The organism is Collinsella sp. OM04-5 (assembly GCF_003439125.1).
In the GTDB taxonomy this organism is placed as follows: Bacteria; Actinomycetota; Coriobacteriia; order Coriobacteriales; family Coriobacteriaceae; genus Collinsella.
The window spans coordinates 24,952-50,437 of record NZ_QSUU01000014.1 but is presented as its reverse complement, the minus strand read 5'-3'; the positions used below and the strand labels follow the sequence as shown (position 1 = coordinate 50,437).

22 protein-coding genes are annotated in these 25,486 nt (G+C 59.3%); 16 read left to right on the top strand and 6 right to left on the bottom strand.

From position 1 onward, the window contains the following. The first annotated feature begins 159 nt into the window (after window positions 1–159). The 7 genes from DXB53_RS08670 to DXB53_RS08640 all read left to right on the top strand — a co-directional run bounded on the left by DXB53_RS08670 (window position 160) and on the right by DXB53_RS08640 (window position 6,079). The gene (locus DXB53_RS08670; RefSeq protein WP_117584146.1) at window positions 160–2,040 is read left to right on the top strand and encodes a diguanylate cyclase; all 1,881 of its coding nucleotides are present in this window, start codon (window positions 160–162) and stop codon (window positions 2,038–2,040) included. 24 nt (window positions 2,041–2,064) lie between these two features. Beyond that, complete coding sequence (locus DXB53_RS08665; protein ID WP_117584145.1) at window positions 2,065–2,421, top strand: Hpt domain-containing protein; 357 nt, start codon at window positions 2,065–2,067, stop codon at window positions 2,419–2,421. Between the two features lie 251 nt (window positions 2,422–2,672). Further along, on the top strand, window positions 2,673–3,212 hold the full coding sequence (locus tag DXB53_RS08660) for a hypothetical protein (protein ID WP_147327752.1): 540 nt from the start codon (window positions 2,673–2,675) through the stop codon (window positions 3,210–3,212). 8 nt (window positions 3,213–3,220) lie between these two features. Then, window positions 3,221–3,550 (top strand): helix-turn-helix transcriptional regulator, encoded by a 330-nt coding sequence (locus DXB53_RS08655; protein WP_089572320.1) that lies wholly within the window; start codon window positions 3,221–3,223, stop codon window positions 3,548–3,550. A gap of 144 nt (window positions 3,551–3,694) precedes the next feature. Further along, window positions 3,695–4,456, top strand: a complete 762-nt coding sequence (locus tag DXB53_RS08650) for an ABC transporter ATP-binding protein (RefSeq protein WP_117584143.1) — start codon at window positions 3,695–3,697, stop codon at window positions 4,454–4,456. Then, window positions 4,453–5,277, top strand: coding sequence for a hypothetical protein (locus DXB53_RS08645; protein WP_117584142.1), 825 nt, complete (start codon window positions 4,453–4,455; stop codon window positions 5,275–5,277). The genes DXB53_RS08650 and DXB53_RS08645 overlap by 4 nt, the downstream gene beginning before the upstream one ends. Continuing rightward, window positions 5,261–6,079 carry a hypothetical protein gene (locus DXB53_RS08640; RefSeq protein WP_117584141.1) on the top strand — a complete coding sequence of 273 codons (819 nt, stop codon included), beginning with the start codon at window positions 5,261–5,263 and terminating at the stop codon, window positions 6,077–6,079. Before DXB53_RS08645 ends, DXB53_RS08640 begins: the two co-directional genes overlap by 17 nt. 111 nt (window positions 6,080–6,190) lie before the next feature. On the opposite strand, the gene DXB53_RS08635 is transcribed toward DXB53_RS08640, so the two are convergent. The 6 genes from DXB53_RS08635 to DXB53_RS08610 form a co-directional block, all read right to left on the bottom strand. Further along, window positions 6,191–7,000: a gamma-glutamyl-gamma-aminobutyrate hydrolase family protein gene (locus tag DXB53_RS08635; protein ID WP_117584140.1), complete on the bottom strand. Its 810-nt coding sequence runs from the start codon at window positions 6,998–7,000 to the stop codon at window positions 6,191–6,193. Between the two features lie 87 nt (window positions 7,001–7,087). Then, the gene (locus DXB53_RS08630; protein WP_117584139.1) at window positions 7,088–7,852 is read right to left on the bottom strand and encodes an amino acid ABC transporter ATP-binding protein; all 765 of its coding nucleotides are present in this window, start codon (window positions 7,850–7,852) and stop codon (window positions 7,088–7,090) included. A 36-nt stretch (window positions 7,853–7,888) separates the two neighbouring features. After that, window positions 7,889–8,722 (bottom strand): amino acid ABC transporter permease, encoded by an 834-nt coding sequence (locus DXB53_RS08625; RefSeq protein ID WP_117584138.1) that lies wholly within the window; start codon window positions 8,720–8,722, stop codon window positions 7,889–7,891. Next, window positions 8,719–9,378, bottom strand: coding sequence for an amino acid ABC transporter permease (locus tag DXB53_RS08620; protein WP_006234894.1), 660 nt, complete (start codon window positions 9,376–9,378; stop codon window positions 8,719–8,721). The genes DXB53_RS08625 and DXB53_RS08620 overlap by 4 nt, the downstream gene beginning before the upstream one ends. Window positions 9,379–9,516: 138 nt before the next feature. Next, on the bottom strand, window positions 9,517–10,509 hold the full coding sequence (locus DXB53_RS08615; protein ID WP_117584137.1) for a glutamate ABC transporter substrate-binding protein: 993 nt from the start codon (window positions 10,507–10,509) through the stop codon (window positions 9,517–9,519). A gap of 456 nt (window positions 10,510–10,965) precedes the next feature. Further along, window positions 10,966–12,747, bottom strand: coding sequence for a 1-deoxy-D-xylulose-5-phosphate synthase (locus DXB53_RS08610; RefSeq protein WP_117584136.1), 1,782 nt, complete (start codon window positions 12,745–12,747; stop codon window positions 10,966–10,968). A 228-nt stretch (window positions 12,748–12,975) separates the two neighbouring features. Here DXB53_RS08610 and DXB53_RS08605 point away from each other — a divergent pair, with 228 nt between their 5' ends. The 9 genes from DXB53_RS08605 to DXB53_RS08565 all read left to right on the top strand — a co-directional run bounded on the left by DXB53_RS08605 (window position 12,976) and on the right by DXB53_RS08565 (window position 25,232). Beyond that, window positions 12,976–13,533 (top strand): HD domain-containing protein, encoded by a 558-nt coding sequence (locus tag DXB53_RS08605; RefSeq protein ID WP_117584135.1) that lies wholly within the window; start codon window positions 12,976–12,978, stop codon window positions 13,531–13,533. A 3-nt stretch (window positions 13,534–13,536) separates the two neighbouring features. Further along, on the top strand, window positions 13,537–14,556 hold the full coding sequence (locus DXB53_RS08600) for a putative ABC transporter permease (protein WP_233503854.1): 1,020 nt from the start codon (window positions 13,537–13,539) through the stop codon (window positions 14,554–14,556). A gap of 198 nt (window positions 14,557–14,754) precedes the next feature. Beyond that, on the top strand, window positions 14,755–16,032 hold the full coding sequence (locus DXB53_RS08595) for an ammonium transporter (RefSeq protein WP_117584134.1): 1,278 nt from the start codon (window positions 14,755–14,757) through the stop codon (window positions 16,030–16,032). Between the two features lie 154 nt (window positions 16,033–16,186). Further along, the gene (locus DXB53_RS08590) at window positions 16,187–16,525 is read left to right on the top strand and encodes a P-II family nitrogen regulator (RefSeq protein WP_099432138.1); all 339 of its coding nucleotides are present in this window, start codon (window positions 16,187–16,189) and stop codon (window positions 16,523–16,525) included. Between the two features lie 74 nt (window positions 16,526–16,599). Then, window positions 16,600–17,262 carry a TetR/AcrR family transcriptional regulator gene (locus DXB53_RS08585; RefSeq protein ID WP_158551690.1) on the top strand — a complete coding sequence of 221 codons (663 nt, stop codon included), beginning with the start codon at window positions 16,600–16,602 and terminating at the stop codon, window positions 17,260–17,262. Window positions 17,263–17,362: 100 nt separating this feature from the next. After that, the gene (locus DXB53_RS08580; protein WP_117584132.1) at window positions 17,363–18,625 is read left to right on the top strand and encodes an MFS transporter; all 1,263 of its coding nucleotides are present in this window, start codon (window positions 17,363–17,365) and stop codon (window positions 18,623–18,625) included. 115 nt (window positions 18,626–18,740) lie between these two features. Beyond that, the gene (locus tag DXB53_RS08575; protein WP_117584165.1) at window positions 18,741–19,598 is read left to right on the top strand and encodes an HAD-IIB family hydrolase; all 858 of its coding nucleotides are present in this window, start codon (window positions 18,741–18,743) and stop codon (window positions 19,596–19,598) included. A 121-nt stretch (window positions 19,599–19,719) separates the two neighbouring features. Then, window positions 19,720–20,430: a TetR/AcrR family transcriptional regulator gene (locus DXB53_RS08570; RefSeq protein ID WP_117584131.1), complete on the top strand. Its 711-nt coding sequence runs from the start codon at window positions 19,720–19,722 to the stop codon at window positions 20,428–20,430. Window positions 20,431–20,441: 11 nt separating this feature from the next. Next, a complete protein-coding gene (locus DXB53_RS08565; protein ID WP_117584130.1) occupies window positions 20,442–25,232 on the top strand; it encodes a 2-hydroxyacyl-CoA dehydratase in 4,791 nt (1,596 codons plus the stop codon). Window positions 25,233–25,486 lie beyond the last annotated feature (254 nt).

The following is a 25,486-nucleotide window of genomic DNA, read 5'->3' as shown; positions in this document are numbered from 1 at the left end:
CAAATGTGCTCAAAACCTCACGTCTGCGGCTTCAATCGCGCCGCCTGCCAACTCATAAAAATGTAACAGCATTCACGTGCTTACCTGCATCGGCAAGGTGTTACCCTTGTAACATTTGGAACCCACCGCTACCATGCGAAACTATCGAAAGGGCCCCATATGCTCAATAATCACGAGGTCAATCTAACCGACGAGGAGGCTGCCGCCGAGGTCGCCCGTGTCGCGAAGACCTACCCCGTGGTGCGTTTGCTGTCGGCCGATCAGATTAAGAGTGAGCCTAACTGCCTGCTCGCCGGTGATCGGTGTCCTTGTCTGCGTCAGTCAAGTCTTGAGGCTTTGGCAGACTCCGATGAGGTGTCGGAGCAACTGCTCAATGATGGCACTGAGTACCGCGCCCGTCTACGCCCTTTGAAGGTCGAGGGCGAGCCTCACGTCTTGCTGATGGTGCGTCCGATCGATGAGCAAGAGGCCGCAGAAGAGGACCTTGTCTACACCGACGTGCTGACGAATGTGCGCAATCGCCGATATTACGAGGAAAAGCTCCGTAGCACCCGCGTGAATGCCGGCGTTGCGGTGATCGACCTTGATGATTTTAGGGTCTTCAACGATACGTGTGGCCGTCATGCCGGCGACCTTGCGCTCGGTGCTGTGGCGACAGCCATACGCAGCGGAATCCGTTCGACTGACGAGCTTGTGCGCTATGGCTGCGACAAGTTTGTGGTTGTCATGCCCAATATTCCCTCCGATGACTTCACCCGTCGCCTGCATCAGGTGTCCGATGCCGTTCATTCCACGATTATTCCGGGCCATGAGTACGTGAGCTTGACGGCATGTGTTGGTGGCGTTCGCATTCATGGCGAGACGGTCGATGAGGGCGTTGGCCGCGCTGCTCAGTTACTGAGCCGCGCTAAGGCAAAAGCCGGTACGGTCGTGACCGATGCCGATTCCATCGAGGCCTTCCAAAGCGAAAAGCCTTTGGTGCTTATCGCCGATGACTCCGAGATGAACCGAGCCATTCTCAGCGAGATGCTCAAGGACGAGCATTGCATCCTCGAGGCCGATAACGGTCGTGCGGCGCTCGACATGGTCGACCGCTATGGCGATGAGTTGTCGCTCGTGCTGCTGGACATTGTGATGCCGGGCATAAGCGGCTTTGAGGTGCTGGCCGATCTGTCGCGCCGATCGGGTATCGATAATCTGCCTGTCATCATGATTTCGAGCGAAGATTCCGATGATGCGGTTCTGCGCGCGTACGAGCTGGGCGCCTCGGACTATATCAACCGCCCGTTTGACTCCCGTGTCGTGCGCCGCCGCGTAAGCAACACCATCAGCCTGTACGCCAAACAGCGCCGCCTGACGAACCTGCTGTCCCAACAGTACAACGAGCGCGTCAAGAACAGTCGCATGCTCATCGACATCATGGCCGGCGTCATGGAGCTTCGCAACGGCGAGAGCGGTAGGCACGTTACGAACATCGAAAAGCTGACCGAGCTGCTGCTTGGCTATCTGGTCCAGCGTAGCGGCACGATCTCCCTCGACAATGAGGAACGCTCCACGATCGCCCTGGCTTCGGCGCTGCACGATATCGGCAAGATGTCGATTGACGATGCGATCCTCAACAAGCCCGGGCGCCTCACGCCCGAGGAATTCGAGATTATGAAGACGCATACCACGATTGGCGCCAACATGCTGCTCGAGCTGGGCAGCCATCACGCCGGCAATGCGCTTATGGAATATGCGTACCAGATTGCGCGTTGGCATCACGAGCGCTGGGACGGCAAGGGTTATCCCGATGGCCTTAAGGGCGACGAAATTCCCATCGCCGCGCAGGTGGTTTCGGTGGCTGACGTGTACGATGCACTGACGAGCGTGCGCGTGTACAAGGACGCTATCCCGCACGAGGAGGCGATCCAGATGATCCTGGACGGTAAGTGCGGCACCTTTAACCCGCTGCTGCTCGATTGCCTGCTCGAGGTGCAAGACCAAATTGCCGAGACGTTGGCACGCCCCGCCGACGTCGTCGCGTTTCCCACGATTTAGTTTGACCAAAGGAGTTTTTAATCCATGATTTCCATGCGTGAGGCGTATGAGAAGATCGGCGCTAATTATGACGACGCGTGCGCTCGGCTGATGGGCGGGGAAATGCTTGCCCGCTTTGCCCTCAAGTTTTTGGATGACGAGAGCATGGACAAGCTGGAGGCTGCCATGGCGGCAGGAGACGCCGAGAGTGCGTTTATGGCAGCGCACACGCTCAAGGGCGTGAGCCAGAACCTGGGATTCGATAATCTGTACGAGCCGGCGGTCGTGGTAACCGAAGCGCTGCGCGGCGCTGATGCCGTTGACGGCGCCCGCGAGGGGATGCATGCGTTGCAGCAGCAATATGCGGCTACGATGTCGGCTCTGCGCGAGGCGGCCGAGTAAGAGGCTGTGAGCCTTGATGACTATGAGCGTGGATAATCTCCCGTTTTAGGCCCGGTGGCGGCCTCAAAGTGGGAGATTATCCACGCTCGTTCGATACGTGTCCAAAAATCCACGCTCACCTCTTCTGATTAGTGAATTGCCTATGCACACTGTCGGGGCTTTCCGCATGCAATCCATATCGTTGTTCGATAAACCGTTCGAATAACGATAGAGTCGATGAGGGTGAGTGTATGTCCAACAGCGTTCAGCGTATGGCCAAGGCGGGCGAAAATATCAGGAAGCTCGGTTTTTGCATGGCAGCCGTTTTTGCAGGGATGCTCGTCGCTTTTGCCGCGTTGGTTGTTTACGTGATCTGGTATGCGGTTGCAAACGTTGCTTCTGTCGATTCTTTCGGTGTCGTGACGCTTCTCGATGGCGGGTGCATCGTTATCCCAAGCGGACTGTGCATGGCGCTTGTTATGGGTATTTCGCTTGTCGTTCTGTGCGGGATCAGCCGTAACATCTCGCGAGGCGTCTCGCCCTTTACCAAGACGCATGTGCGGCTTATCCGTGTTCTCGCGCTTGCCTTTGCTGTTAACGCCGCGGTTTCGCTTGTTGGTGCCTATGGATCGGTCAATCTCACCATTGGCGGACTGGAGCTTTACATCGTGCCTCATTCCTTCGTTATTGAGATTTGCCAAGGCGCTACCTTTGATGCGGGGTCGTTTATCGGCGCAGTTGTCTGTTTATTTATCTCGGCGATCTGGAGTTATGCCTCGCTGCTCCAAGAGCAGTCTGACGAGCTTGTGTAGGAGGAAACATGAGCTATCTCATCATCGAGCTTGAGACGCAGCTGCTTAAGACCGGAAAGACCAGTGCTGATCTGATTCGGGCGACGGGGCATACTCCGGCTAATATTTCAAAGCTTAGAAACGGAAAGATAAAAGCTATTCGCCTAAAGACGCTCCTCGATATCTGTGATGAGCTTGATTGTCAACCGGGAGATATTATTCAGCGCGTGAGTGAGAAAGAGCTTGAGGAGCTTATTGTTGAGCGTGCAAAAAACGTTGTGAGGCAGATGCGGGACGGCGGAGGCAATGAGGCGTCGCTTCCGACATCAGTCTTTGCTGTCGATTTGAGCGACGAGTAGCTTAAGGCGAACAACTAAAACGAAATATCAGCGTGAAGGGACCCGTGTCTAACACGGGTTCTTTCTTTTAGATTATCTTGGCAAATATGAGTTATCGAAAAACAATAACAACTATGGAAAACGATAAAGTAAAGAAGGAACGATATGAGCGGTTTTGCTATCAAGCGGAACGGGAGGCCAATGAACGCATCGACGATAAGGCTATCAAGGGTGTCAAAGCGCTATGGGAGGCGCCGCGTTTTGCATGACGTTTCCTTCGAGGTGGATCAGTCTGAGCTTTGCGCCCTTGTTGGTGCAAACGGGGCGGGCAAAAGCACGCTTATTAAAATAGTGCTGGGCCTCTGTGAGCCATCGTCGGGGAGCGTGGAGCTCTTTGGAGGCAAGTCGAAAAAAGAGCTGAGCTTGATGCGGACGCGTGTCGGCTATGTGCCAGATTCCTGCGGAGCATACCAATCCCTCAGTGCGGCTGAGAATCTTCGGATCCGATGTGCGGAATGGGGACTCGATGAGAAACGTGAGGTTCCTCGCGTCTTGGGCCTAGTCGGGCTGGACGTCGATGAGAAAAAGAGCGTGAGCAGTTTTTCTCTGGGAATGAAACGGCGACTGGATATAGCTACGGCTTTATTGGGCGACACCGACGTACTAATTTTCGATGAGCCGGCAAATGGATTGGATCCGTTGGGCATCGAGAGTATATGGGCCCTTATCGGTCGATTGAATCGGGAGCAGGGCAAAACCATGCTTATCTCTAGCCACGACTTGGATGAGCTGGCATCGGTTGCAACAAGCTGCCTGTTTCTTCATGACGGTGAACTGCTAAAAAAGGAATCGATGGACGTCATAAGGGATGAGGCGCCATCCCTAAAAGAGTATTACAGGCGCTTGATGAAGGCGGTCTCGCTATGAAGCGGGCGATCCATCCCATAAAGGCAGATATGATGCGTTTGCACAGGATATTTCCGGCGAAGTTTGGTCTTGCGCTTATGCTGGCGTTCGGCCTTCTCTTCGGCATCTTTCTAAAAAACGGAACAACGTTGCTCGCCTTTGGCTATGGCGTTTGTGGGGAGGATATTGGTTTCCTCTGGAATGCAATCGATCCTTCTGCGCCTGATGAGTCCCTTGCGCGCAGCGCTTTTGCCGGTACATCCCTGTTCGTTCCACTCATCGTTTGTTTGGTGCTTTTACAGGAGCATGGCTATAAAGAGGGGCACCGAATTTCTTCGGCAAGAGGTCTCAACCGCTTTTATGGGGCTCTAGCCCATGCATTTTCGTCTGCTTTAATAATTGGCGCAGCGTATAGCGCGCTTTGCCTTCTTCTTTTTGCAATAGCCATAATACGTGGAGGGCATAACTACTCGCACAACATACTAACTGTATTTTTGCCTGCAATGATAGTCAACGCCGTATTGGTGATATCGGTTGCGCTGGAGACGGTGACCATCTATCGGATAACGGGCAGCGCTGTATTGAGTGGGGCCGTGGTGATAGTCGGATTTGTCATGAGCTTGACGCTCTACGGAGCCTTCCTTCAGGCACCTATACCATCCTTGCGATGGATCTTCTTCCTTCCGGGGCCGTACCTTGGAGTCGGATGTGCCCTTGGGTATAGCGATATGGGGCAGCTGACGCTTCTGGGATATGGCGTGGCAGCCAGCTGTCTATCGGTATTGATTTACGCTCTCTTGAGCTTTCGCGCTGGGGGTGTGCTCAATGGCTCGTCAGATTAAAAGACTTCTCCAGTCAGAATTGAAGCATGTGAGCAAATGGGCGTACGCCTTAATCCTGGTAATTTATGCGTGCATGGTGGTATTGCAGCTTAATTCTTTCCCGATGTGGTTCTGTAGCCTCCGTGAGAACAGCTTCTTGGGCTTTTTCCCAGACCCGACGCTTCGGCTATCGGCAGAGGATGCCCTTCTATTTGGTAATGCAGAGGTTTTTCGCGGCCTGCTGTTCAACGTGGCTCCGTTGGCTCATGCATTGTTCTTTCCGTTCATCGCGGCTTGCATTGTGCCGCGCTTTGTCAGTTCGGACTTTATTGAGGAACCGTGGGGGCTGTCGGAGGCTCGGGGAGGGAAGCGTGTGTGCGCTATCGTTGCGCGAGTGGTGCTGTCTTCTTTTGCCCTTTTGGGCGCGTTTATCCTGACGAGTGTCGTTTTGTACTGTCTTAACTGCGCGATCGTTTTGGATGCTCAGCAGTATTTCAACTTGCATGTATTTTGCTATCGACTTGTTCTTGCTGCCGCTGCCTGCCTTGCATACGTGGTTTCTTGCGTAATCGTTGTTTCCTATTTTGGGTCCGGCTTCGGTCCGATTGGCATGCTGTTGCTTGTCAACGTCGTAGCGATCTACATACAGATCGGGGCCAATTCCATGCTTCCGCTTCCAGCCTCGATGCTCATGTGGATTTGCGGCGTGACCCCGTTGGGGAATGGTCAATGCATTTCGATTTTAATTGACTGTCTCATAAACGTAGCAAGCGTTGTTGCCATTTGCTTTACTGTCGACCGATTGCGGTCGAGATTTCTCTGATTGTTTGCGAGGGATAATCATACCGAGCATATCAAATACAGGGGGCGGGCACCGTAGCTGGTGTCCGCCCCCCCCCTGGCTTAGGAGGCTTTAACCTGAGTGGTTCGCGAGCTAGCGGGCCTGCTTTACCTTGGCCGCTGCTTCGACAAACGACTTCCACAGGTTAAAGTCGGTTTCGAGCGTCTTCCACGTGTACTCAGGGTGCCATTGCACGCCCAAGCAGAATGGCTGGCCTTCGACCTCGATGCACTCGGGAACGCCGTCGGTTGCCTTGGCGACCAAACGCGTGCTCTTACCCAGATGATCGACGCAGCAGTGGTGTGCGGAGTTGGTCTGGATCAGCCTGTGCCCGCCAAGCGCGCGCTCCAACAGCGAGCCCGGCACGACCTCGACGGGATGCACGGGGTCGTTGAGCACGTGGGTATGGCGCCACTGCGTGCGGCCCTCGCGAGCGCCCAGGCTCGGCACGTCCATGCACAGGGTGCCGCCAGTGGCGACATTGAGCAACTGCGTGCCGCGGCAGGTGGTAAAGAGCGGCTTTTTGGCGCGGAGTACCTCGCCGACCAGCTTAAACTCAAAGCTATCGCGGATCTCGCAGCAGAGGGTGGGGTCGTAGGGTCGATCATCGCCCCAACGTTTGGGGTTGACATCGGGGCCGCCGGGAATGGCGATGCCGTCGGCGATATCGACGTAATGACGGATGACCTCAATGTCCTCGGTGATGGACATCTGCAGCGGCAGGCCGCCGGCGGCAAGGATGGCGTCGACAAAGACGCTTGCGATTTCCTCATTGGGGGAGAGCATCTCGCTTAAAAACGGCTTTGCCTCTTCCCAGCGTGGTGCGACGAGGATGAGTGGGCGGTCGGTGGGGGCGACGTCGACATGTGGGGTGTAGGACGATGAAGTGCGAGTTCCGATCATAGGTGTTGCTTTCGAATCTAAAGGTGACAGGGCGCATGAGAGACGTAGGACAACACTTTCAATGGATTTGTCCCACGGGGTGGCTGGCTAGTGGCCCTTGATGGAGTTGAGGAAGTCTTGGGCGCGCTTGGTCTGGGGATGGTCGAAGAACTCGTCGGGCGTGCCGGTTTCCACGATCTGGCCGTCGGCCATAAACACGACGCGGTCGGCAACGCGGCTGGCGAAGTTCATCTCGTGCGTAATGACGATCATCGTCATGCCCTGCTGGGCCAGGCGGACCATGACCTCGAGCACCTCGTTGATCATCTCGGGGTCAAGGGCACTCGTGGGCTCGTCGAAGAGCATGGCCTTGGGCTGCATGGCGAGCGAGCGGGCAATGGCCACGCGCTGCTGCTGGCCGCCCGAGAGCTGAGCGGGCACCTTGTCGGCCTGTTCGGCAACGCCCACGCGGCTCAGCAGGTCCATGGCGCGCTCACGAGCTTCCTCCTTGGACACGCCCAGCACGTCGACCGGCCCCAGCATGACGTTCTGCAGCACCGTCATATGCGCGAACAGGTTGAACTGCTGAAACACCATGCCCAGCTCGGCGCGCATGCGGGCAAGATCCTTGCCTTCCTGCGGCAGAGGCTCGCCCTCGATGAGGATCTCGCCCGAGTCGATGGTTTCCAGGCGGTTGATGGTTCGGCACATGGTCGACTTGCCCGAGCCCGAGGGGCCGATCACGACGACGACTTCGCCGCGGTCGACCGAGAGATTGATGTCGTTGAGGACGTGCAGATCGCCATAGTGCTTATCGACGTGCTTGAGCTCGATCAGCGGCTGATTACCGGTAGAAGAAGTGCTCTGTGCCATGGTGCTCGGCTCCTTATGACTCGAAATGGTAAATCGTTAGCGAATGATGGTCGCGCCGGTCTTGCGCGAAACGTAGACAGCGGCCTTGTTGATTGCGACGTTGATGAGGATATAGATGACCGCGATCACTAGGTAGACCGACACGAGGGCGTCGTAGTTGGTAATGAGCACGCGGGCGTTTTGCATAAGGTCGGGGTAGCTCACCACGTAGGCGACGGTGGTGTCTTTGACGACGACCACAAGCTGCGAAATCAACGACGGAATGATAAACCGAATGGCCTGCGGCAGCACGATTTTAAAGGTGATTTTAGCCTTGGAGAGACCGAGCGCCTGGGCGGCCTCGACCTGGCCGCGCGGCACGGCATTGACGCCGGCACGGAAGATCTCGGCCAGTACGCCGGCCGCAGCGAGCGCGACGGGAAGCGTGAGCATCCAAAACGACGGCAGTGCGATCTTGTACTGGGGCAGCACCAAAAAGAAGAAGTAGATGAACAGAAGGCTCGGCACGCCACGGAAGAAATCGGTGAGCACGCGGCAGACCAGCTGCAGCGGCTTAATGTCGCTGGTGCGGCCGAGCATAAGGGCTAAGCCCAGTACCAGCGCAATGACGCCGGCGGTGAGTGCGACTTTAACGGTGCCCTCAAAACCGGCAAGCAGGAACTTCCAGGTGGTGAGGTGCGTAAAGAAGTACCAGTAATGGACCGAAAGCTGGCCGGTCACGTAAAAGCGCTGCAGTACCAGAGCGATGAGCGCGGCCACGGCAACAAGTGAGATGGCGGTGCCGACGCGAATCTTGGCGCGCATCTTGGGGCCGGGAGCCTCGTAGAGCGCATCGCGCATGGTAAGTGCAGGGGAGGAATGTTTACTCATCGGAGGATCCTCACCTTCTTATCGATGTAGTTGCCAATGTGGCTCACCACAAAGGCCGTGCCCAGGTAGCCAAGCGCCGAGATAAAGAACGCGGCGACGCCGCCGAGCGAGCGCGTGTTGATGTAGCTCACCACGCCGGTGAGCTCCTGCGGTTTAAGCGGTACCTGACTGCCGAGCGCGGTGGTGAGCATGACGGCGATAAAGAGGTTGGTCATGGGCAGCACGCTCGAGCGCAGCGCCTGCGGAATCACGATCTTGGCGAGGATACGGTTGAAGCTCATGCCGAGCGAACGGGCGGCTTCTACCTGACCGACGCCGACGGTGTTGATGCCGCTCATAAAGTTCTCGGAGCCAAAGGCCGAGCCCAGCAACACCGTGGCGACGATGACGCAGGTGCGGTAGGGCAGGACGACCTTGAGCGGGGGCAGCGCATAGACGACGATAATGAGCAGCGCGATGCCGGGGATGTTACGGAAGACCTGGACATACAGGTCGCCAAAGACGCGCAGCGGCTTGAGCGGCGACACGCGCATCACGGTGACGGCGACGGCCAGCACCATGGCGATGGCAAACGACTCAAGCGTCATGCCCCAGGTTGCTAGCAGCGCGTCGATATAGTTCTGGCCATAGAGCGACCAGAGCTCGGAGAGACTCATGCGGACCTCCCGCCGGTAAGGAAAGGGGCTCCCGTGTGTACGGAAGCCCCGACAACTCAGTGAGGAAACAGTTTAGCGCAATAAAGCGCATCGTGCGTTTCCGTATGGTTTCGTAGCGGCCGTTACTAGGCTCGCTGCCTAGGCGCCGATCTCGGGCAGCTCGGGAACATTGGTGTCGCCCGTACGGTCGCCAATGCAGATCTGCCACAGCTCGGTCCAGGTGCCGTCATCCTCGATCTTCTTAAGGAAGTCGTTGACAAAGGCGACACCGTCGGAATCGAGTGGCAGGCCAATGCCATAGGGCTCCTTGCTGCCGAAGGGCTTGCCGGCAATCTTGTACTTACCGGGCTCGCGGACCAGGGCGCTCTGCTGCATGTTGTTGTCGATGACGTAGGCGTCAACGCGGCCCTGCTGAAGTGCCTGGCGGGCCTCCTCGTCGGTCTTGAACTCCTGTTGGCTGGCCTTGGGGGCGAACTCCTCCAGGATGGCGGGGCCGTTGGAGCCGGACTGGACGGCGACGTTCTTGTCGGCCAGGTCGTCGACGCTCTTGATGTCGTCGTTGTCGGCGAGCACCAGGATGGCCTGCTGGGTGTAGTAGTAGGGACCGGCGAAGGAGACGAGCTTCTTGCGCTCGTCAGTGATGGTGTAGGTGGCAAAGACAGCGTCGACCTGGCCGTTCTGCAGGACGGACTCGCGCGTGTCCGAGGTCACCTGGGTGATCTCGACCTTGTTCTCGCCCAGAATGTAGTTGGACAGGAGCTGTGCGATACCGGCGTCGAAGCCGCGGGTCTGACCGTCCTTCTCGTTGAGGAGGGAGAAGAGCGTGGAGGTCTGGACGCCACCGATCGTAAAGACGCCGGCAGCCTTGACGGCCGTAGCCCAGGTGCTGGCGGCGATGGCGTCATCATCGGCCTTGGGGCCGTCGTTGACGAGCTTGTCGAATGCCTTGGCGTCGAGCGTGGCGGAAACCTCGGTATCCTCGGAGCTCTTGGAGGAACCGGCGGAACCCTTGTCGGCCTCGGCACTGGTGTCGGAGCAGCCGGCAAGACCAAGGCCGGCGACGGTTGCGAAGGTGGCGGCAACGAAGCCGCGGCGGTCGAGAACGACCTGCTGGGAGAGGTTCTTGCTCATGGTAGAACACCTTTCTCAATAAAATCCCTAGCGGTTGAGTAGAGTTATACCCTATCGCGCTCAAATGGGTCAACACGAAATAACTCAGAAACATACTTACCTTATGGGTAATTCTTCCTACCAAAAAGGGACAGGCACCTTTGTGGTGGTTCTTGCAGATGTGGTGGCCTGTCTCGCTGCTTTGTCTCAATCTGTAACATCTGCAGCCATTTTTGCCGAGTAACTGTTACAGATTGAGATTTTCTCTTCAGGGGAATTCGAATGTCTCGATCTGTAACAGTTAGACGGACAAAAGCTCCCTTTCTGTTACAGATCGAGACAAAGGTCAGGGGCAAAGATGGTTTGTCTAGATCTGTAACAGTTAGACGGGAATTCGGGCCCTAGATGTTACAGATTGAGATAATCGCGCCGCGAAAATAAAAACCTCCGCAGGGGTGCTTCCCTTGCGGAGGTTTTTTACTCGTTAAGTAGCCTAACGGCTTCGGCGGCCATGTTCTCGGCCGTCATGCCGTTCTGAGCGAGCAACTCGTTGGGGTCGTAGCGGTCGGGGAAGCCCTTGGCGATGCCAAAGGTGCGCGTGCGCACGGGCGTGCAGGCCAAGTAGCACGCGACGCGCTCGCCCCAGCCGCCGTCCAAGATGCCGTCTTCGAGGGTGACGACAACGCGATGCTTGGCGGCAAGGCTGTCGAGGAACTCGCGGTCGAGCTCGGTTGCATAGCGCGGGTTGACGAGCGTGGCCTCGATGCCGTACTCGGCAGTCAGACGGTTTGCCACGCGCTCGCCCAGCTCAAAGAAATCGCCAAGCGCGAGCACGGCCACGTCGCGACCCTGGCACACCACGTTGTAACGAACGGCGCCGTAATCGGCGTCCTCGGCAGGCGCAAGATCGGGGCGGCTTACCAAGCCAATGCCCGGCACGCGAATCGCCACGGGATGCTCGCGGTGGTCGAGCGACCAGCTCAGCATGGATAGGTATTCCTCCATGCAGGAAGGCGCCAGGTAACGCATATTGGGGAGAGCGCCCAGCATAGAAATATCAAAGAACGAAAGATGCGTCTCGGATGTGGTGCCAAAGATCGATGCGCCAAACACCAGGATGGTTGCGGGGACATCGTTGAGGCACAGGTCGTGCCACAGCTCGTCGTAGGCGCGCTGCAAAAACGTGCCGTACACACCAAAGACTGGCTTGGCACCCGAGCGCGCAAGCGCGGTGGCAAAGGTCACGGCGTGCTCCTCGGCAATGCCCACATCGACGAACTGTTTGCCGGCGGCGGCGCGAAGCTCGGGTGTAAAGCCCATGATGTAGGGCGTGGCGGCCGTGATGCCCACGACCTGCGGATCGTGCTCGATGGCGGCGCTGAGCGCCTCGCCCGTAATGTCGGCATAGGTGCGCGGCGCAGGCTCGCTCGGATGGCCCGGGCAGAGCTTGCGCCCAGTCGCCATGTCAAACGGACCCACATGATGCCAGCGCTCGGGGTCGCTCTGGGCTGGCTCAAAGCCCTTGCCCTTTGCGGTGGAGACGTGCAGCACGATGGGATGATCGATATCGCGCAGCTCCTGCAGCGTGTCGACCAGGGCCAACACATCGTTGCCGGTGTCCAGATAGCAGTAGTCGAGCCCCATCGCGCGGAAAACGTTGCGCTCACAGGTGCCGTTGCTGGCGCGTAGCTCGGCCAGATTGCGATACAGGCCACCGTGGTTTTCGGCGATGGACTGGTCGTTATCGTTGACGATGATGATCAGGTTGCTGTCGAGCTCGGCGGCATTGTTAAAGCCCTCAAACGCCAGACCGCCCGAAAGCGAACCGTCGCCAATGATGGTGATGACGTTGTACGCATCGCCCGCCAGGTCACGAGCGTGCGCCAAGCCGCAGCCCAGGCTCACCGACGTGGAGGTGTGGCCCATGGCGAACAGGTCGTGCTCGGACTCGTCAGGATTGGCAAAACCAGAGGCCTCGCCGTAGCGTGCCGGGTCGATATAAGTGTACGCGCGCCCAGTCAGCGCCTTGTGGGCGTAGGTCTGGTGCGAAACATCAAAGACAATCTTGTCGATGGGGGAGTTAAACACGCGATGGAGCGCAACCGTAAGCTCAACGACGCCCAGGTTGGGGGCAACGTGCCCGCCGACGGCGGCGGAGCTTTCGAGGATGGCGTGGCGGATCTCGCCGCAGAGCAGCGGAAGCTCGGCGCGATCGAGAGCCTTGACGTCCTCGGGCGTTGTCGTTTGCGTAAGCAGCATCGTTGTGGGTTACTCCATGCGAATCGTGCGCCGGCACTCCCTCGGCCGGCACAATTGCACAAGACAGTCTCGCACATTTTGGCGTTTGATATGTGACGGCGGCGCGGTAATTCGCCAACTGGTGGGGCAAAACGTTTTGTCCGATGCCATACTGGTAAATTCGATGATGATTTTATTCATTGCGCGCAGGCCGCGGCTTGCCGCCGAGCGCCGCCGGAAGGAGGCCGCATGTCCGATACCGTTCGTGCCGAGAAAATCGCGCGCGAGGTCGACGATGCCGCCCGTCAGCTTGCCCAGGCGGGCCGCTTGGACCTGATGCATGAGTTTATCCAACATGGCGATGTGACGGTCTATACGCATGTGACCTCGGTAGCGCGGGCAAGTCTGTCCTTTGCCGAGCGCCTGGGCCGCGTCGGTATCTCCGTCGACCGCTTATCGCTGCTGCGCGGGGCCCTGCTGCACGATTACTTTCTCTATGACTGGCACGATCCCGACCCAAGCCATCGACTGCATGGCTTTCGTCACCCGTTTTTTGCCTTGGCGCGTGCGGAGGAAGATTTTGAGCTGACGCCGCGCGAGCGGAATATTATCGTACGGCATATGTTTCCGCTGGTACCGGTGCCGCCGACGTGTCGTGAGGCATGGATTGTGTGCCTGGCGGATAAATGGTGCGCACTGCGCGAGACGATTGCCGGCCGTCTGCCGCGCAAAGGCGGCGCGAACGATTTGAACGAGGGCCCGAGTGACGGCTCGAGCAAAGAATCGAACGAAAAGAGGAGTGGGTAGACGGTGGGAACCGCGATCGACATGGCATTTGACGGCGCGACGCTTGCCGCCTGTCCGCTCTCGGCGCTGGTACTCTCGTTTGCCTTCTACGGTTTTTGCGGCTGGGTATGGGAGTCGACAGTCTGCGCCATGCTCAACCACGGACGCTTTGCCAACAGCGGCTTTTTGCTAGGGCCGTGTTGTCCCATCTACGGTGCGGGCGGCATTGCGTGCTGGTTGCTGCTGCGTGGAATCCCAGACGCCTCGAGCCAGTTTGTCGCTGCCGCGCTCGTATGCAGCGTGATCGAATATAGCGTGGGCGTGCTGTTGGAAAAAACGACGGGTGCCCGGTTTTGGGATTACTCGCATCTGCCGTTTAACCTGCACGGACGCATCTGCCTGTACTGGGCCTGCGCGTTTGGCTTGGGTGCGTTGTGTATTTGCCGTTTAGTGGAGCCGGCATTGCTGGGGCTGCTTGGCCATCTGCCGGTGCTAATCGTGCGCTTGGCCGCCTTTATCGTCGCGGTCGCGATGATGGTCGATGCGGTGTGCTCGTTGGCGAGCTGGCGGCGTCTGTCCGATCAGCTTGAGCGTGTGCGTGCCGACCTTGCCGACCGCATCAATGAGTCGCTTGCCGACGTCTCCGACTCTATGCTCGAACGTATTCCCGATTCGGCGATTGACTCGGTGGCGCAGACGCATATCCGCGGTCGCGCCGTTAACGCTTGGCTGGCCGAGCTGGGCGACGCGGCGCTCGATGCCCTGCGCGAGAAGACTTCGATGCCGACGTTTATCTCGGATGGTGCTCGCGGCCTGGCGCTCGCTGCCCGCCGCGTGGCCGATGCCGCGCCGAGTATGCCGCGTCCGTCGCTCGGTCGTCGCCTTGCCGGCAAGCGCATGAGCCGCCCGGTACCGAGCGTGTCACTCAGCCGCCGCGACCTACGCTTCTTTAACGCCTTCCCGCGTCTGCGCATCAATCGTTACGAGGGTGTCATTCGAGCTACCGACCTCCGCGACCGAGCCCGCGAGCTGTTCCGGCGCTAGCCAGAGCGGAGCCAAGCGCGCCCTTCTCGTTCGCACGTTTCCCGTTCGTTTCGCGTCCGTTGCCGCGCCGTTTCCAAGATTGCGGTGCCGTTTCCATTCGACAACGCAGCGTTTAACAACGCCGTATCTGGTCTACACCAGTTGCCCCTCGGCCGCATCATGAGCGCCGACAACGTTCATGCGACCAAGGGGGAGCGAATGTACGATACGGGATCGACAACGTTTATGCTCATCTGCACCATGCTCGTGTTTTTAATGACACCGGGTCTGGCGTTTTTCTATGGCGGCCTGTCCAGGCGCAAAAATGTCATCAACACCATGCTTATGTGCTTTGGCGCCATTGGCCTGGTTGGTGTGCTGTGGATTGTTGCCGGCTGGTCGCTGGCCTACGGTGGCGACGGTTCTAGCCCGTTTATTGGCGGCTTTGACCAGTTGCTGTGCCTGCCGGTGCTCAACCAGGTGCTGCAGGCGGCCGAGGGCAATGCTGCGGATGGTGCCGTCTACCCTCAGATCATCAACATCGCCTTCCAGATGGCGTTTGCCATGATCACCGCCGCTATCGTTACGGGCAGTCTGGCAGGCCGCGTTAAGTTTGGTGCCATGACGGCCTTCCTGGGCATTTGGCTGCTCGTGGTCTATGCGCCGCTCGCCCACATGGTTTGGGGCGGCGATGGTTCCTTTATCGGCGACATCATCGGCGCGCTCGACTTTGCCGGCGGCGACGTGGTACACATTTCGTCCGGTCTCACGGGCCTGATTCTCTGCTTAATGCTCGGCCGTCGTCGCGGCTTTGGCATGGTGAGCTACCGTCCGCATAACGTGCCGTTTGTGGCGCTGGGCGCCGGTCTACTTTGGTTTGGTTGGTTTGGCTTTAACGGCGGCAGCGAGTTTAAGGCCGACGCCGTGGCGGCACTCGCCATCCTCAACACCGTGACGGCCAGCGCGGCGGGCATGGTCTCGTGGCTTGTCGTCGAGCGCGTGCACACCGGTCGTCCCACGCTGGTGGGTGCTAGCACCGGTTTGGTTGCGGGCCTTGTGGTGGTTACGCCGGGTGCGGGCTTTGTCGAGCCGTGGGCGGCGCTGGTCATGGGCCTGATCGTATCGCCCGTCTGCTATCTGGCCATCAGCCATCTTAAGACCAAGTTCGGCTACGACGATGCGCTCGACGCGTTCGGTTGCCACGGTATCGGCGGCATCTTGGGCGGTGTGCTCACGGGCCTGTTCTGCGTGCCGGAGCTCTCGTGGACCGGTAAGGGCGGCCTGTTCTACACGGGCGACGTGTCGCTGCTTGTCTCGCAGGTTCTGGGCATTGTGGTGACGGTCGTTATTGTGCTGATGCTCGACTTGGTGATCGCCGCGGTGGTCAAGGCGCTGTTCCACGGTAGCCTGCGCGTGGACGAGGCCGACGAGGCACTGGGCCTGGATGCGAGTCAGCACGGCGAGAGCGCGTACCCCTCGTTCTCCGGACTCGATTAGCAGCGCGGCTTTCCCAAGCACCCGACCTTGCCCCTCAAACCGTCGCTTGCGTACCGAAGTACGCGGCGCTCCTCTTTCGGGGCAATCTCGGGCACTTGGAAAACCCGCGTTATTGAATGGCAATTCATTTCTTTACTAAAGAGAGGAATTCACTATGAAGAAGATCACGGCGATCGTCCGTCAGGAAAAACTTGAGGTTCTCAAAGACGCGCTGTTTGCTGCCGATGTTCGCGGCATGACCATCAACCAGGTGCAGGGCTGCGGCGCGCAGCATGGCTGGAAGGAATACGTGCGCGGCAACGAGTTGCTTGTCAACACGATCCCTAAGGTGCAGTTCACCCTCATCTGCGCCGATGAACATGTCGACGGAATTGTCGACATCATCTGCAATGCCGCCCGCACCGGCGCCGTCGGCGACGGCAAGATCTGGGTCGAGCCGGTCGAGGAAGTCATCCGCATTCGCACCGGCGAACATGGCCCCGCCGCGGTGTAGAATCGACCGTCTGCCATCCGCAACGTTAAAATGCTGCAATGAGGCACAAGGCTTGCGTTGCGGATGGGCGGATTATGGGTCGCAATAAATATCCCGAGGAGACGGTCGCGAAGATTCTCGACGCGGCACTGGAGCTATTCTGCGCACAGGGTTATGAGGGGACGAGTATTCAAGATATCGTTGACCGTCTCGACGGCATGACCAAGGGCGCTGTCTATCATCACTTCAAGAGCAAAGAAGAGATTTTCAACGCCGCGTTTGATCGGGCGATGACTCCGATTGTTGAGCACCGCCGCTCGATGCTTGGCGTCGGTAATATGACCGGAGCCCAAAAGCTCAAGCGACTGTACGCTCCCGAGTCCGTTGTTCCACAAATTGAGCTATGGGCACGTATGCGTCCTGCAGCAGATCCGGTAAAAAGCTCGCGCCTACTGGCGATGCAGTACCAGGGCTCATTTGACGAGTCGGCCGATGGCTGTCTCTTGCCAGTGATCGAGGAGGGCATCGCCGACGGCTCCATTGCGTGCGAATGCCCGCGCGAAGCGGCGGAGGCCGTATCGTTGTTGGCGAATCTTTGGCTGCTGCCATTGTTCCGTCCGCTCGAGCCCAAGGAGCGAATGCTCGCTCGCGCACAATGTTTGGCGCAGATGGCTGCCGCGGTGGGGCTCGATTTGGGTAATGAAGTGCTTCAGACAACGGCGCAGATTTGGGGCGTATGGGACCGCGCCGGGTGGTAATATAGATACCAACGGTATGTAATTGATTTGTGAGGGTAGCCACGGCTGCCCTTTTCAAGTCATTAAATACATACTAGTGGTATGTATAGGGGGTGGGCTTATGGCTGGGCTGAGAGACGTCGGTGTCTCGTTGAAATCAAAAACAGTGCGGTCAATCAGGCTCGCGGAACTTCTGGTTGCGCAGCTGTGCACGTATTCGATGCTGTCGGCGCTGTGCTTTGCGTATCCACTTTACTTGTTCGATCGCAGTGGATCGTCAACGTTATATGGCGTCGTCGCGGCGATAGCGTTCATACCCGGCGTACTTGCAACTCCGGTTGGCGGAATCTTGGCGGATAGGGGAAGACATCGCGAGGTCCTCGTGTCCCTCGGCATTGCTCTGATGACTGCATCACTGCTGTCTATCCCCATGAAGCGCTCATTGCCTCTTGCGGTCGTCGTAGTAGCGATACTTTGTGTTCAATATGGTGTTCAATCGCTGCTGAAGCCAATGCTCCAAATTGAGACGGTGCGCATGGCGGGTGAAGAGAAGGTTGAGCGGGCCACTGCATTGGTTTCGCAGATGACCATGGTGAGCAATATCTTGGGCCCTGCGGTCGGGACGGCAGTCTATGGGTGCTTTGGCATCGATACTCTTTGCACAACCGCGTCGGTGGCGTTTGCGATTTCAGCTTTCTTGTTTGGGGTCGCACTCAAGCAAAATGCCTCATCTGAAACGATGGGAGACGGCGTGACTCGCACGACATGCCGAAACGATTTTCGGGAGTCGATTCGGTATCTGTTGCAAAATGCATCATTGGCCGCTGTGATTTTGCTTGCGGCCGTTTTGAACCTTGCGTTGGTTGGGCTAACGATTGGCGCTCCCATTATTGTTACAAAGCATCTCGGCATGCAATCGTCCTGCGTTGGGATAGTTGAGGTTGCTATGGGCCTGGGTGGTCTTGCCGGCAGTGGCTTGGTCGGCATTTGGCCGCATCGCTTTTCTCTCAATGGCATATGTCGATATGTTGCGATGATCTGTTTTGGAGTCGTACCGATTATTGTTACGCTACTGTTCGGCGCAGATGTATGCGTGTTCACCGTGTTTGCGGTTGGTTCGGCATGGGTCATGGTGTGGGCAGCCATTGCGTCGGTTGAAATCATCGCGTTTGTTCAGCGGGCAGCGCCGACTGAGCTCTGCGGAAAAGTGCTTTCGGTCGTTTACACGGTTCTTTCCTGCGCAACGCCTATTGGCCAATTGGTTTACGGGCTCGCATACGATCGATGGACTCCGGCGATTGTATTCGCAGGCATGCTGGCGGTGCTGACGTTGACGACGGCGCTGTTTTATCGGCTGAAAAGTCGCTTGTGGCGATTGATTTAACGCGCTGGGGCACCGTGAATTTGTGAAGGCGGTGGTACGCCGCGCCGGGACGGCATTGTTTGGACATGCCTCTCCTTCGTCTACAATATCGGGCAGACGAAGGAGAGGCATGTCCATGATCAAGATGTTCGCGAGTGACTTAGACGGAACGCTGCTGAACGCCCTGCACGAGGCGGATGGGACCATCCGCCGCGCCATTCGCGAGCTGGCTGTGGCTGGCCTGCACGTGGTTCCCGCGACTGGACGCTCGACGTTGCCGATCGGCGAGCATGGCTTTACGGGCTTGGCGCTTGACGCCTGCTGCTCCAATGGATCCATCGTGCGCGACAGCCATGGCGAGGTGCTCAAGACTTGGACCATCGATCCGCAGGTCACTGAGGAACTGCTCAAGGCGTTCCCGGACATTTGCTTTGATTGTTCCACGCCCGATGGCATGTACTCGAGCGGTTCGTTCGAGATGCATCAGGCGGGCTTTAAAAAGGACAGTCCCATCAAGCGCATCGTGATGCGCGGCATGCGTGCGCGCGGCGGGTATCACGAGGAGCAGTATTTCGACCAGTCGATCGGTGACATCCTGCGCCACGATGTATGCAAGATCAATTGTCGCGTGACCTCGCCCGAGCTGGAGCGCGACCTTAAGGCGTATCTTGCCGAGCGCTCGGACCGTGTGGTCAACGCGCCGTTCGATCCGGTGATGTTCGAGATCACGGACGTGGCGTGTAACAAGGGCGAGAGTGTGGCCTGGCTGGCGGGCTACTACGGCATTGCCGAGGACGAGGTCGCGGTTTATGGCGACGGCGGAAACGACATCGCCATGCTCAAGCGTTTCCGCCACAGCTACGCGACCAAAAACGCTAGCGATGCAGCCAAGGTCGCCGCGAGCGCAACTATCGGCAGCTGCATGGTCCACGCCGTCCCCAAACACATGCTCGCCACCATGCATAAGCAGAGCTCCCGCACCATCATCGAATAATGTGACAAAGGGACTGCCCCCTCGTCACATTCCAAATATTGCCTTTACGTGTTGATGCACACGGTGTGCAATAATACTCGCACTGTGCAATAGCGCACAGGCTGAGTAACAAGGAGGACGCTTGTCCCAGCTCGAGAAATGCGATCGCCGGTCCCTTCGCTCGCAGCGTGCCCTTCGCCAGGCACTTGCCAGCGAGCTTGCCGAAAGCGGCGACCTTTCGCGCATTAATGTCGCGTCGCTCACCGAGCGCGCCGGCCTTACGCGCCGCACGTTCTATTCGCACTACCGCGATATCCCCGACTTCATCAATCAAATCGAGGACGGCTTGCTGGCCGAGATCCGTGAACGCATTGAGCTCATCACCGCAGCTCAGCTGCCCGATCTCTACCACAACATCGATGAACTCGAGCCGGCGCCCGGTTCGGTTGAACTGCTGCGCTATCTTGCGGCCAACCGCGACTTAATCGGTGCGCTGCTGGGTCCGGGCGGCGACCAGGCCTTCATTAAAAGGATCATCGACACCGCGCGTGAGGCTGTGGTGCCGCGTGCGCAGACGGGCATTTTGGGCCTGGCGCTGGGCACGTTCTTTGACTACTACGTCACCTACGTCGTGAGCGCCGAGGTCGGCATGATTCAGCGCTGGTTTGAGCGTGGGCTCACCGAATCGCCCGAGGCCATGGCGCGCATTATGACGGTGCTCGCTTTTGTGCGCCCTGGTGACCTGTATGGCCAACCCATCGATATCAACGTGCCGGAATACGGCATGAAGCTATTGAACTTGCAGCTCGAGGACGCGGTCGACACCGCCGCAACCGTCGAGTCCAACAACTAAGAGGAGAGACAATGAGCAAACTCGTCGAGGGCATCAAGGATCGTATGGTCGCTGCCGCACGCGAGGCCGCGCCCGCCGTGGTGGACGCCGCGCAGAAGGCCGCGACCGCGGCTGCCGAGAAAGTTGCCGAGGCAGTTGCCGATGCCAAGAACGCGGCAGGGGAGACGCTCACCGCTGACGCAGCCACGCCCAACGTTGCCGAGTCCGTAACCGCCACCGCCGCCCACGCCCCCGAAGGCGCGATCTTCAACCCCGAGGCCGCCCGCGGCAACCTGCACCTGGGCATCGACGTGGGCTCCACCACCGTCAAGCTTGCCGTGCTCAACGATGACAACCAGATCGTCTACGCCAAGTACCAGCGCCACCACACCGACGTCCGTGCCTGCGCCCGCGATCTGTTCGAGGGCGCCGCGACTGTGCTGCCGACGGCCCAGATGACCTGCGCCATCACCGGCTCGGGCGGTCTGCTGCTGTCCCAGTGGCTCGACTTGGAGTTTGTCCAGGAGGTCATCGCCAGCAAACGCGCCGTCGAGACCCTTATCCCGGCCACCGATGTCGCCATCGAGCTGGGCGGTGAGGACGCCAAGATCATCTACTTTGACAACGGCATCGAGCAGCGCATGAACGGCACCTGCGCCGGCGGCACGGGCGCGTTCATCGATCAGATGGCCACTCTGCTGCACACCGACGCGAGCGGCCTCAACGAGCTCGCGGCCAACGCCACCACCATCTATCCCATCGCCAGCCGTTGCGGCGTCTTTGCCAAGACCGACGTGCAGCCGCTCCTCAACGAGGGCGCCCGCCCCGAGGACGTCGCCGCTTCCATCTTCCAGGCCGTCGTGACCCAGACCATCTCGGGCCTGGCGTGCGGCCGTCCCATTCGCGGTAACGTCGCCTTCCTGGGCGGCCCGCTGCAGTATCTCTCCGAGTTGCGCCACCGCTTCTACCTCACGCTCAACCTGGACGAGGAGCACCGCATTGTGCCCCAAAACGCCCACCTGTTTGTGGCGAGCGGCGCTGCCATGGCGCACGAGTCCAACAAGCTCAGCACGTTCCCGCAGCTTATCGAGGCCATCGACAGCCTGGGTGACACGCAGGGTGCCGAGGTCGAGCGCCTGGATCCGCTCTTTGCCACCGACGAGGACTTTGCCGAGTTCAAGAACCGCCACGACCAGGAAGTCGTCCCCAAGGGTAAGCTCGACGGCTACACCGGCCGCGTGTTCATCGGCATCGACGCCGGCTCCACTACCATGAAGGCCGCGCTCGTGGGCGAGGACGGCCAGCTGTTGCACACCTGGTACGGCAACAACAACGGCGACATCCTGGGCACGGCCAAGGTCATCATGGCCGATTTCTACAATCACATCCCTGCCGGCTGCACCATCGGCCACGTGACCACCACGGGCTACGGCGAGGCGCTGCTCATCGAGGCCCTCAAGGCCGATTCCGGCGAGATCGAGACCGTCGCGCACCTGCGCGGCGCCAAGGCATTCCTGCCCGGCGTCGAGTTTATCCTGGACATCGGCGGCCAGGACATGAAGTGCCTGCGCGTCAAGGACGGCGTGATTGAGCACATCATGCTCAACGAGGCCTGTTCGTCGGGTTGCGGTAGCTTTATCGAGAGTTTCGCCGTCTCTATGAACATGGACGTGCGCGCGTTCGCCGATGCCGCCATCCATGCCAAGGCCCCCGTCGACCTGGGCAGCCGCTGCACGGTCTTTATGAACTCGCGCGTCAAGCAGGCGCAAAAGGAAGGCGCCACGGTGGGCGACATCGCGGCCGGCCTGTCTTATTCCGTCATCAAGAATGCCCTGTTCAAGGTCATTAAGCTGCGCGACCCCAAGGAGATCGGCAGCCAGGTGATCGTCCAGGGCGGCACCTTTATGTCCGACGCCACGCTGCGTGCATTTGAGCAGCTCACCGGCGTGCACGCCGTGCGCCCCGACATCGCCGGATGCATGGGCGCCTATGGTGCGGCCCTGCTCGCCCGCGATCGCGCCGGCGCCGACGGCACCTCGACCATCCTCTCGGCCGAGGACATCGCGCACCTCACTGTGACGCAAAAGCACGTCCGCTGCGGCCGTTGCTCTAACAACTGCCAGCTTACCGTCAACGACTTTGGCGGCGGCAGGCGCTTTATCACCGGCAACCGCTGCGAGAAGGGCGCCGGCCACAAAAAGCAGAAGACCGAGGCACCCAACCTCTTCAAAAAGAAAAACGAGCTGCTCTTTGACCGCGAGGTACTGAGCCCCGACGAGGCCCCGCGTGGTACCGTCGGCATCCCGCGCGCGCTCAACATGTACGAGAACTACCCCTTCTGGCATGCGTTCTTTACGCGCTTGGGCTTTAGCGTGCAGCTGTCCGACCAGTCGAGCAAGAAGACCTACCAGGCGGGCATCGAGTCCATGCCGTCCGAGAGCGTGTGCTACCCGGCAAAGATGAGCCACGGCCATGTGATGAACCTCATCGACCGTGACGTCGACTTTATCTGGATGCCGTGCGTGCGCTGGGAGCGCAAGGAGGACCCGACCGCCGGTAACTGCTACAACTGCCCCATCGTCATGAGCTATCCCACGGCGCTGGCGCTCAACATCGACGAGATCCGCGAGCAGAACATCGAGTTCCTGTACCCGTTTGTGCCCTATCACGATAAGACCGAGCTCAAGCGCCGTCTGTACCAGGTGCTCGCCGTCGACCGTGTGGCCGATGCGCAAGCCGGTCGCGGTCGCGTGCGTGGACCCAAGATCACGCGCTCCGAGGTCGATGCCGCCGTCAACGCCGCCTTTGAGGCCGACGCGCGTTTCCACGAGGACATCCAGACCATGGGCGAGGAGGCCCTTAAGTGGGTCGAGGACCACGGTGGCCATGGCATTGTGCTCGCCGGCCGCCCCTACCATAACGACCCCGAGATCAACCACGCCCTGCCTGAGCTTATCTCGAGCTTTGGCTTTGCTGTCTTTACCGAGGATTCGCTCGCGCATCTCGTGAAGCCCGAGCGCCCCATCCGCGTCGTCGACCAGTGGATGTACCACAGCCGCCTGTACGCCGTCGCCCGTTTTGTGACGATGCGCAACGACCTGGACCTGATCCAGCTCAACTCTTTCGGCTGCGGTCTGGACGCCCTGACCACCGATCAGGTGCAGGAGATTCTGGAAGCCAGCGGCAAGATCTACACCGTGCTCAAGATCGACGAGGTATCCAACCTGGGTGCCGCGCGCATCCGCATCCGCTCGCTCATGGCCGCGCTTAAGGACCAGGAGGCCGAGCGCCTGGCCGAGGCCACGGCCGCGGGCGAGGCCTACGAGCAGGGCGATGCCGCGCCGGTGGCTCCCTCCAAGGATGCCCCCGCGTTCGCGAGCCGCAAGTACACGTTCGAGGCGCAGCGTGAAAGCGCCTCGACCGCGTGGCCCAAGGTGCCCTTTACCGAGCAGATGCGCGAGGAGGGCTACACCATCCTGTGCCCGCAGATGGCGCCGATCCACTTTGACCTGGTCAAAGAGGTGTTCCGCGGTGCCGGCTACAACTTGGAGCTGCTGCCCTCGACCGATCACGATGCCGTCGAGGCCGGCCTGCGCTACGTGAACAATGACATTTGCTACCCGTCGATCCTGGTAACGGGCCAGATTATGGAGGCCATCGAGAGCGGCAGGTACGATCTGTCCAAGACGGCCGTGGTTATCAGCCAGACCGGCGGCGGCTGCCGTGCCACCAACTACATCGCGCTCATCCGCAAGGCCCTGCGCGAGAGCGGCCACCCCGAGATCCCGGTGATCTCGCTTTCGGCCGTGGCGCTCGGCGAGGACAACCCCGGCTTTAAGATTACGCCGGCGCTGCTCAAGCAAGCAGTCTACGCGGTGCTCTTTGGTGACGTGATGATGCAGATGCTCTATCGTTGCCGCCCGTACGAGGCTACGCCCGGTGCCGCCAACGCGCTCTACGAGGAGTACATGGCGCGCGCCCGCAAGCTGGCGCCTAAGTTCAACAGGCACAACTACACCAAGCTGTGCCGCGAGGCCATCCGCGCGTTCGACACCATGCCGCTCGTGGGCGAGGGCACCAAGCCACGTGTGGGCGTGGTCGGCGAGATCCTGGTCAAGTTCCACCCCACGGCCAACAACCACGTGGTCGATGTCATCGAGCGCGAGGGCTGCGAGGCCGTGGTGCCGGGCCTGCTCGACTTCTTTCTGTACTCCATGAGCAATGCTGAGTTGCAAAAAGACGAGCTAGGCAGCTCTGCCACGACGCGTGCGGGCATGCAGGCGCTCATCAAGCTTGTGGACTGGATGCGCACGCCGGTGGAGGAGATGCTCGAGAAGTCCCGCCGCTTCGAGGCACCCGAGCGCATCGGCACCATGGCCGACAAGGCCCGCACGGTGCTTTCGGTGTGCAACAACATGGGCGAGGGCTGGCTGCTCACGGCCGAGATGCTCGACCTGATCGATCATGGCGCGCCCAACATCATCTGCACGCAGCCCTTCGCGTGCCTGCCTAACCATGTGGTGGGTAAGGCCGTGATCAAGGAGCTGCGCCGTCAGCACCCCGAGAGCAACATCGTCGCGGTGGACTACGACCCCGGTGCATCCGAGGTCAACCAGCTCAACCGTATTAAGCTCATGATCAGTGTGGCCAAGGAGAACATGCGCGCCGGTAAGGGCTTTAAGCTCGAGAAGGTGGCGCCGCTCGCGATGGACGAGGTCACCGGCCAGATGCGTGCTCATGACGGCTGTGTGAGCTGCGGGCCGGCCAGCGAGGAGGCCGTGGCATCGGTCGCCGAGCGCCTGGGACGCGGCATTAAGAAGTAACTGGCCTGCTTTGTGCTGGATATGAGACAAACGGGTGGTAGCCGTACCGGCTGCCACCCGTTTTTATTGCACATATGTTGCGTAAATAGCGTTGCAGGCGCCTTCAGCGGACTCGGATTTCGGAAGTATGCGGCAAAATTTGAATAGGCCGAGCACACTGGATATGCCCAAGCTTTGTACCTGCGGTTTTATTGGTGAAAAACCGGGGTGTGCTCGAGGGCTCCGGAATTTGCCGCATACTTCCGAAAACAACG

What these genes read in the sequence shown, in the direction of transcription:
- DXB53_RS08605 (WP_117584135.1), top strand. Translation starts at nt 12,976, where the DNA reads ATGTCCGATACCGTTCGTGCCGAGAAAATCGCGCGCGAGGTCGACGAT.
- DXB53_RS08590 (WP_099432138.1), top strand. Translation starts at nt 16,187, where the DNA reads ATGAAGAAGATCACGGCGATCGTCCGTCAGGAAAAACTTGAGGTTCTC.
- DXB53_RS08575 (WP_117584165.1), top strand. Translation starts at nt 18,741, where the DNA reads ATGATCAAGATGTTCGCGAGTGACTTAGACGGAACGCTGCTGAACGCC.
- DXB53_RS08640 (WP_117584141.1), top strand. Translation starts at nt 5,261, where the DNA reads ATGGCTCGTCAGATTAAAAGACTTCTCCAGTCAGAATTGAAGCATGTG.
- DXB53_RS08595 (WP_117584134.1), top strand. Translation starts at nt 14,755, where the DNA reads ATGTACGATACGGGATCGACAACGTTTATGCTCATCTGCACCATGCTC.
- DXB53_RS08630 (WP_117584139.1), bottom strand. Translation starts at nt 7,852, where the DNA reads ATGGCACAGAGCACTTCTTCTACCGGTAATCAGCCGCTGATCGAGCTC.
- DXB53_RS08645 (WP_117584142.1), top strand. Translation starts at nt 4,453, where the DNA reads ATGAAGCGGGCGATCCATCCCATAAAGGCAGATATGATGCGTTTGCAC.
- DXB53_RS08565 (WP_117584130.1), top strand. Translation starts at nt 20,442, where the DNA reads ATGAGCAAACTCGTCGAGGGCATCAAGGATCGTATGGTCGCTGCCGCA.
- DXB53_RS08655 (WP_089572320.1), top strand. Translation starts at nt 3,221, where the DNA reads ATGAGCTATCTCATCATCGAGCTTGAGACGCAGCTGCTTAAGACCGGA.
- DXB53_RS08585 (WP_158551690.1), top strand. Translation starts at nt 16,600, where the DNA reads ATGGGTCGCAATAAATATCCCGAGGAGACGGTCGCGAAGATTCTCGAC.
- DXB53_RS08670 (WP_117584146.1), top strand. Translation starts at nt 160, where the DNA reads ATGCTCAATAATCACGAGGTCAATCTAACCGACGAGGAGGCTGCCGCC.
- DXB53_RS08665 (WP_117584145.1), top strand. Translation starts at nt 2,065, where the DNA reads ATGATTTCCATGCGTGAGGCGTATGAGAAGATCGGCGCTAATTATGAC.
- DXB53_RS08650 (WP_117584143.1), top strand. Translation starts at nt 3,695, where the DNA reads ATGAGCGGTTTTGCTATCAAGCGGAACGGGAGGCCAATGAACGCATCG.
- DXB53_RS08625 (WP_117584138.1), bottom strand. Translation starts at nt 8,722, where the DNA reads ATGAGTAAACATTCCTCCCCTGCACTTACCATGCGCGATGCGCTCTAC.
- DXB53_RS08610 (WP_117584136.1), bottom strand. Translation starts at nt 12,747, where the DNA reads ATGCTGCTTACGCAAACGACAACGCCCGAGGACGTCAAGGCTCTCGAT.
- DXB53_RS08620 (WP_006234894.1), bottom strand. Translation starts at nt 9,378, where the DNA reads ATGAGTCTCTCCGAGCTCTGGTCGCTCTATGGCCAGAACTATATCGAC.
- DXB53_RS08615 (WP_117584137.1), bottom strand. Translation starts at nt 10,509, where the DNA reads ATGAGCAAGAACCTCTCCCAGCAGGTCGTTCTCGACCGCCGCGGCTTC.
- DXB53_RS08635 (WP_117584140.1), bottom strand. Translation starts at nt 7,000, where the DNA reads ATGATCGGAACTCGCACTTCATCGTCCTACACCCCACATGTCGACGTC.
- DXB53_RS08660 (WP_147327752.1), top strand. Translation starts at nt 2,673, where the DNA reads ATGGCCAAGGCGGGCGAAAATATCAGGAAGCTCGGTTTTTGCATGGCA.
- DXB53_RS08580 (WP_117584132.1), top strand. Translation starts at nt 17,363, where the DNA reads ATGGCTGGGCTGAGAGACGTCGGTGTCTCGTTGAAATCAAAAACAGTG.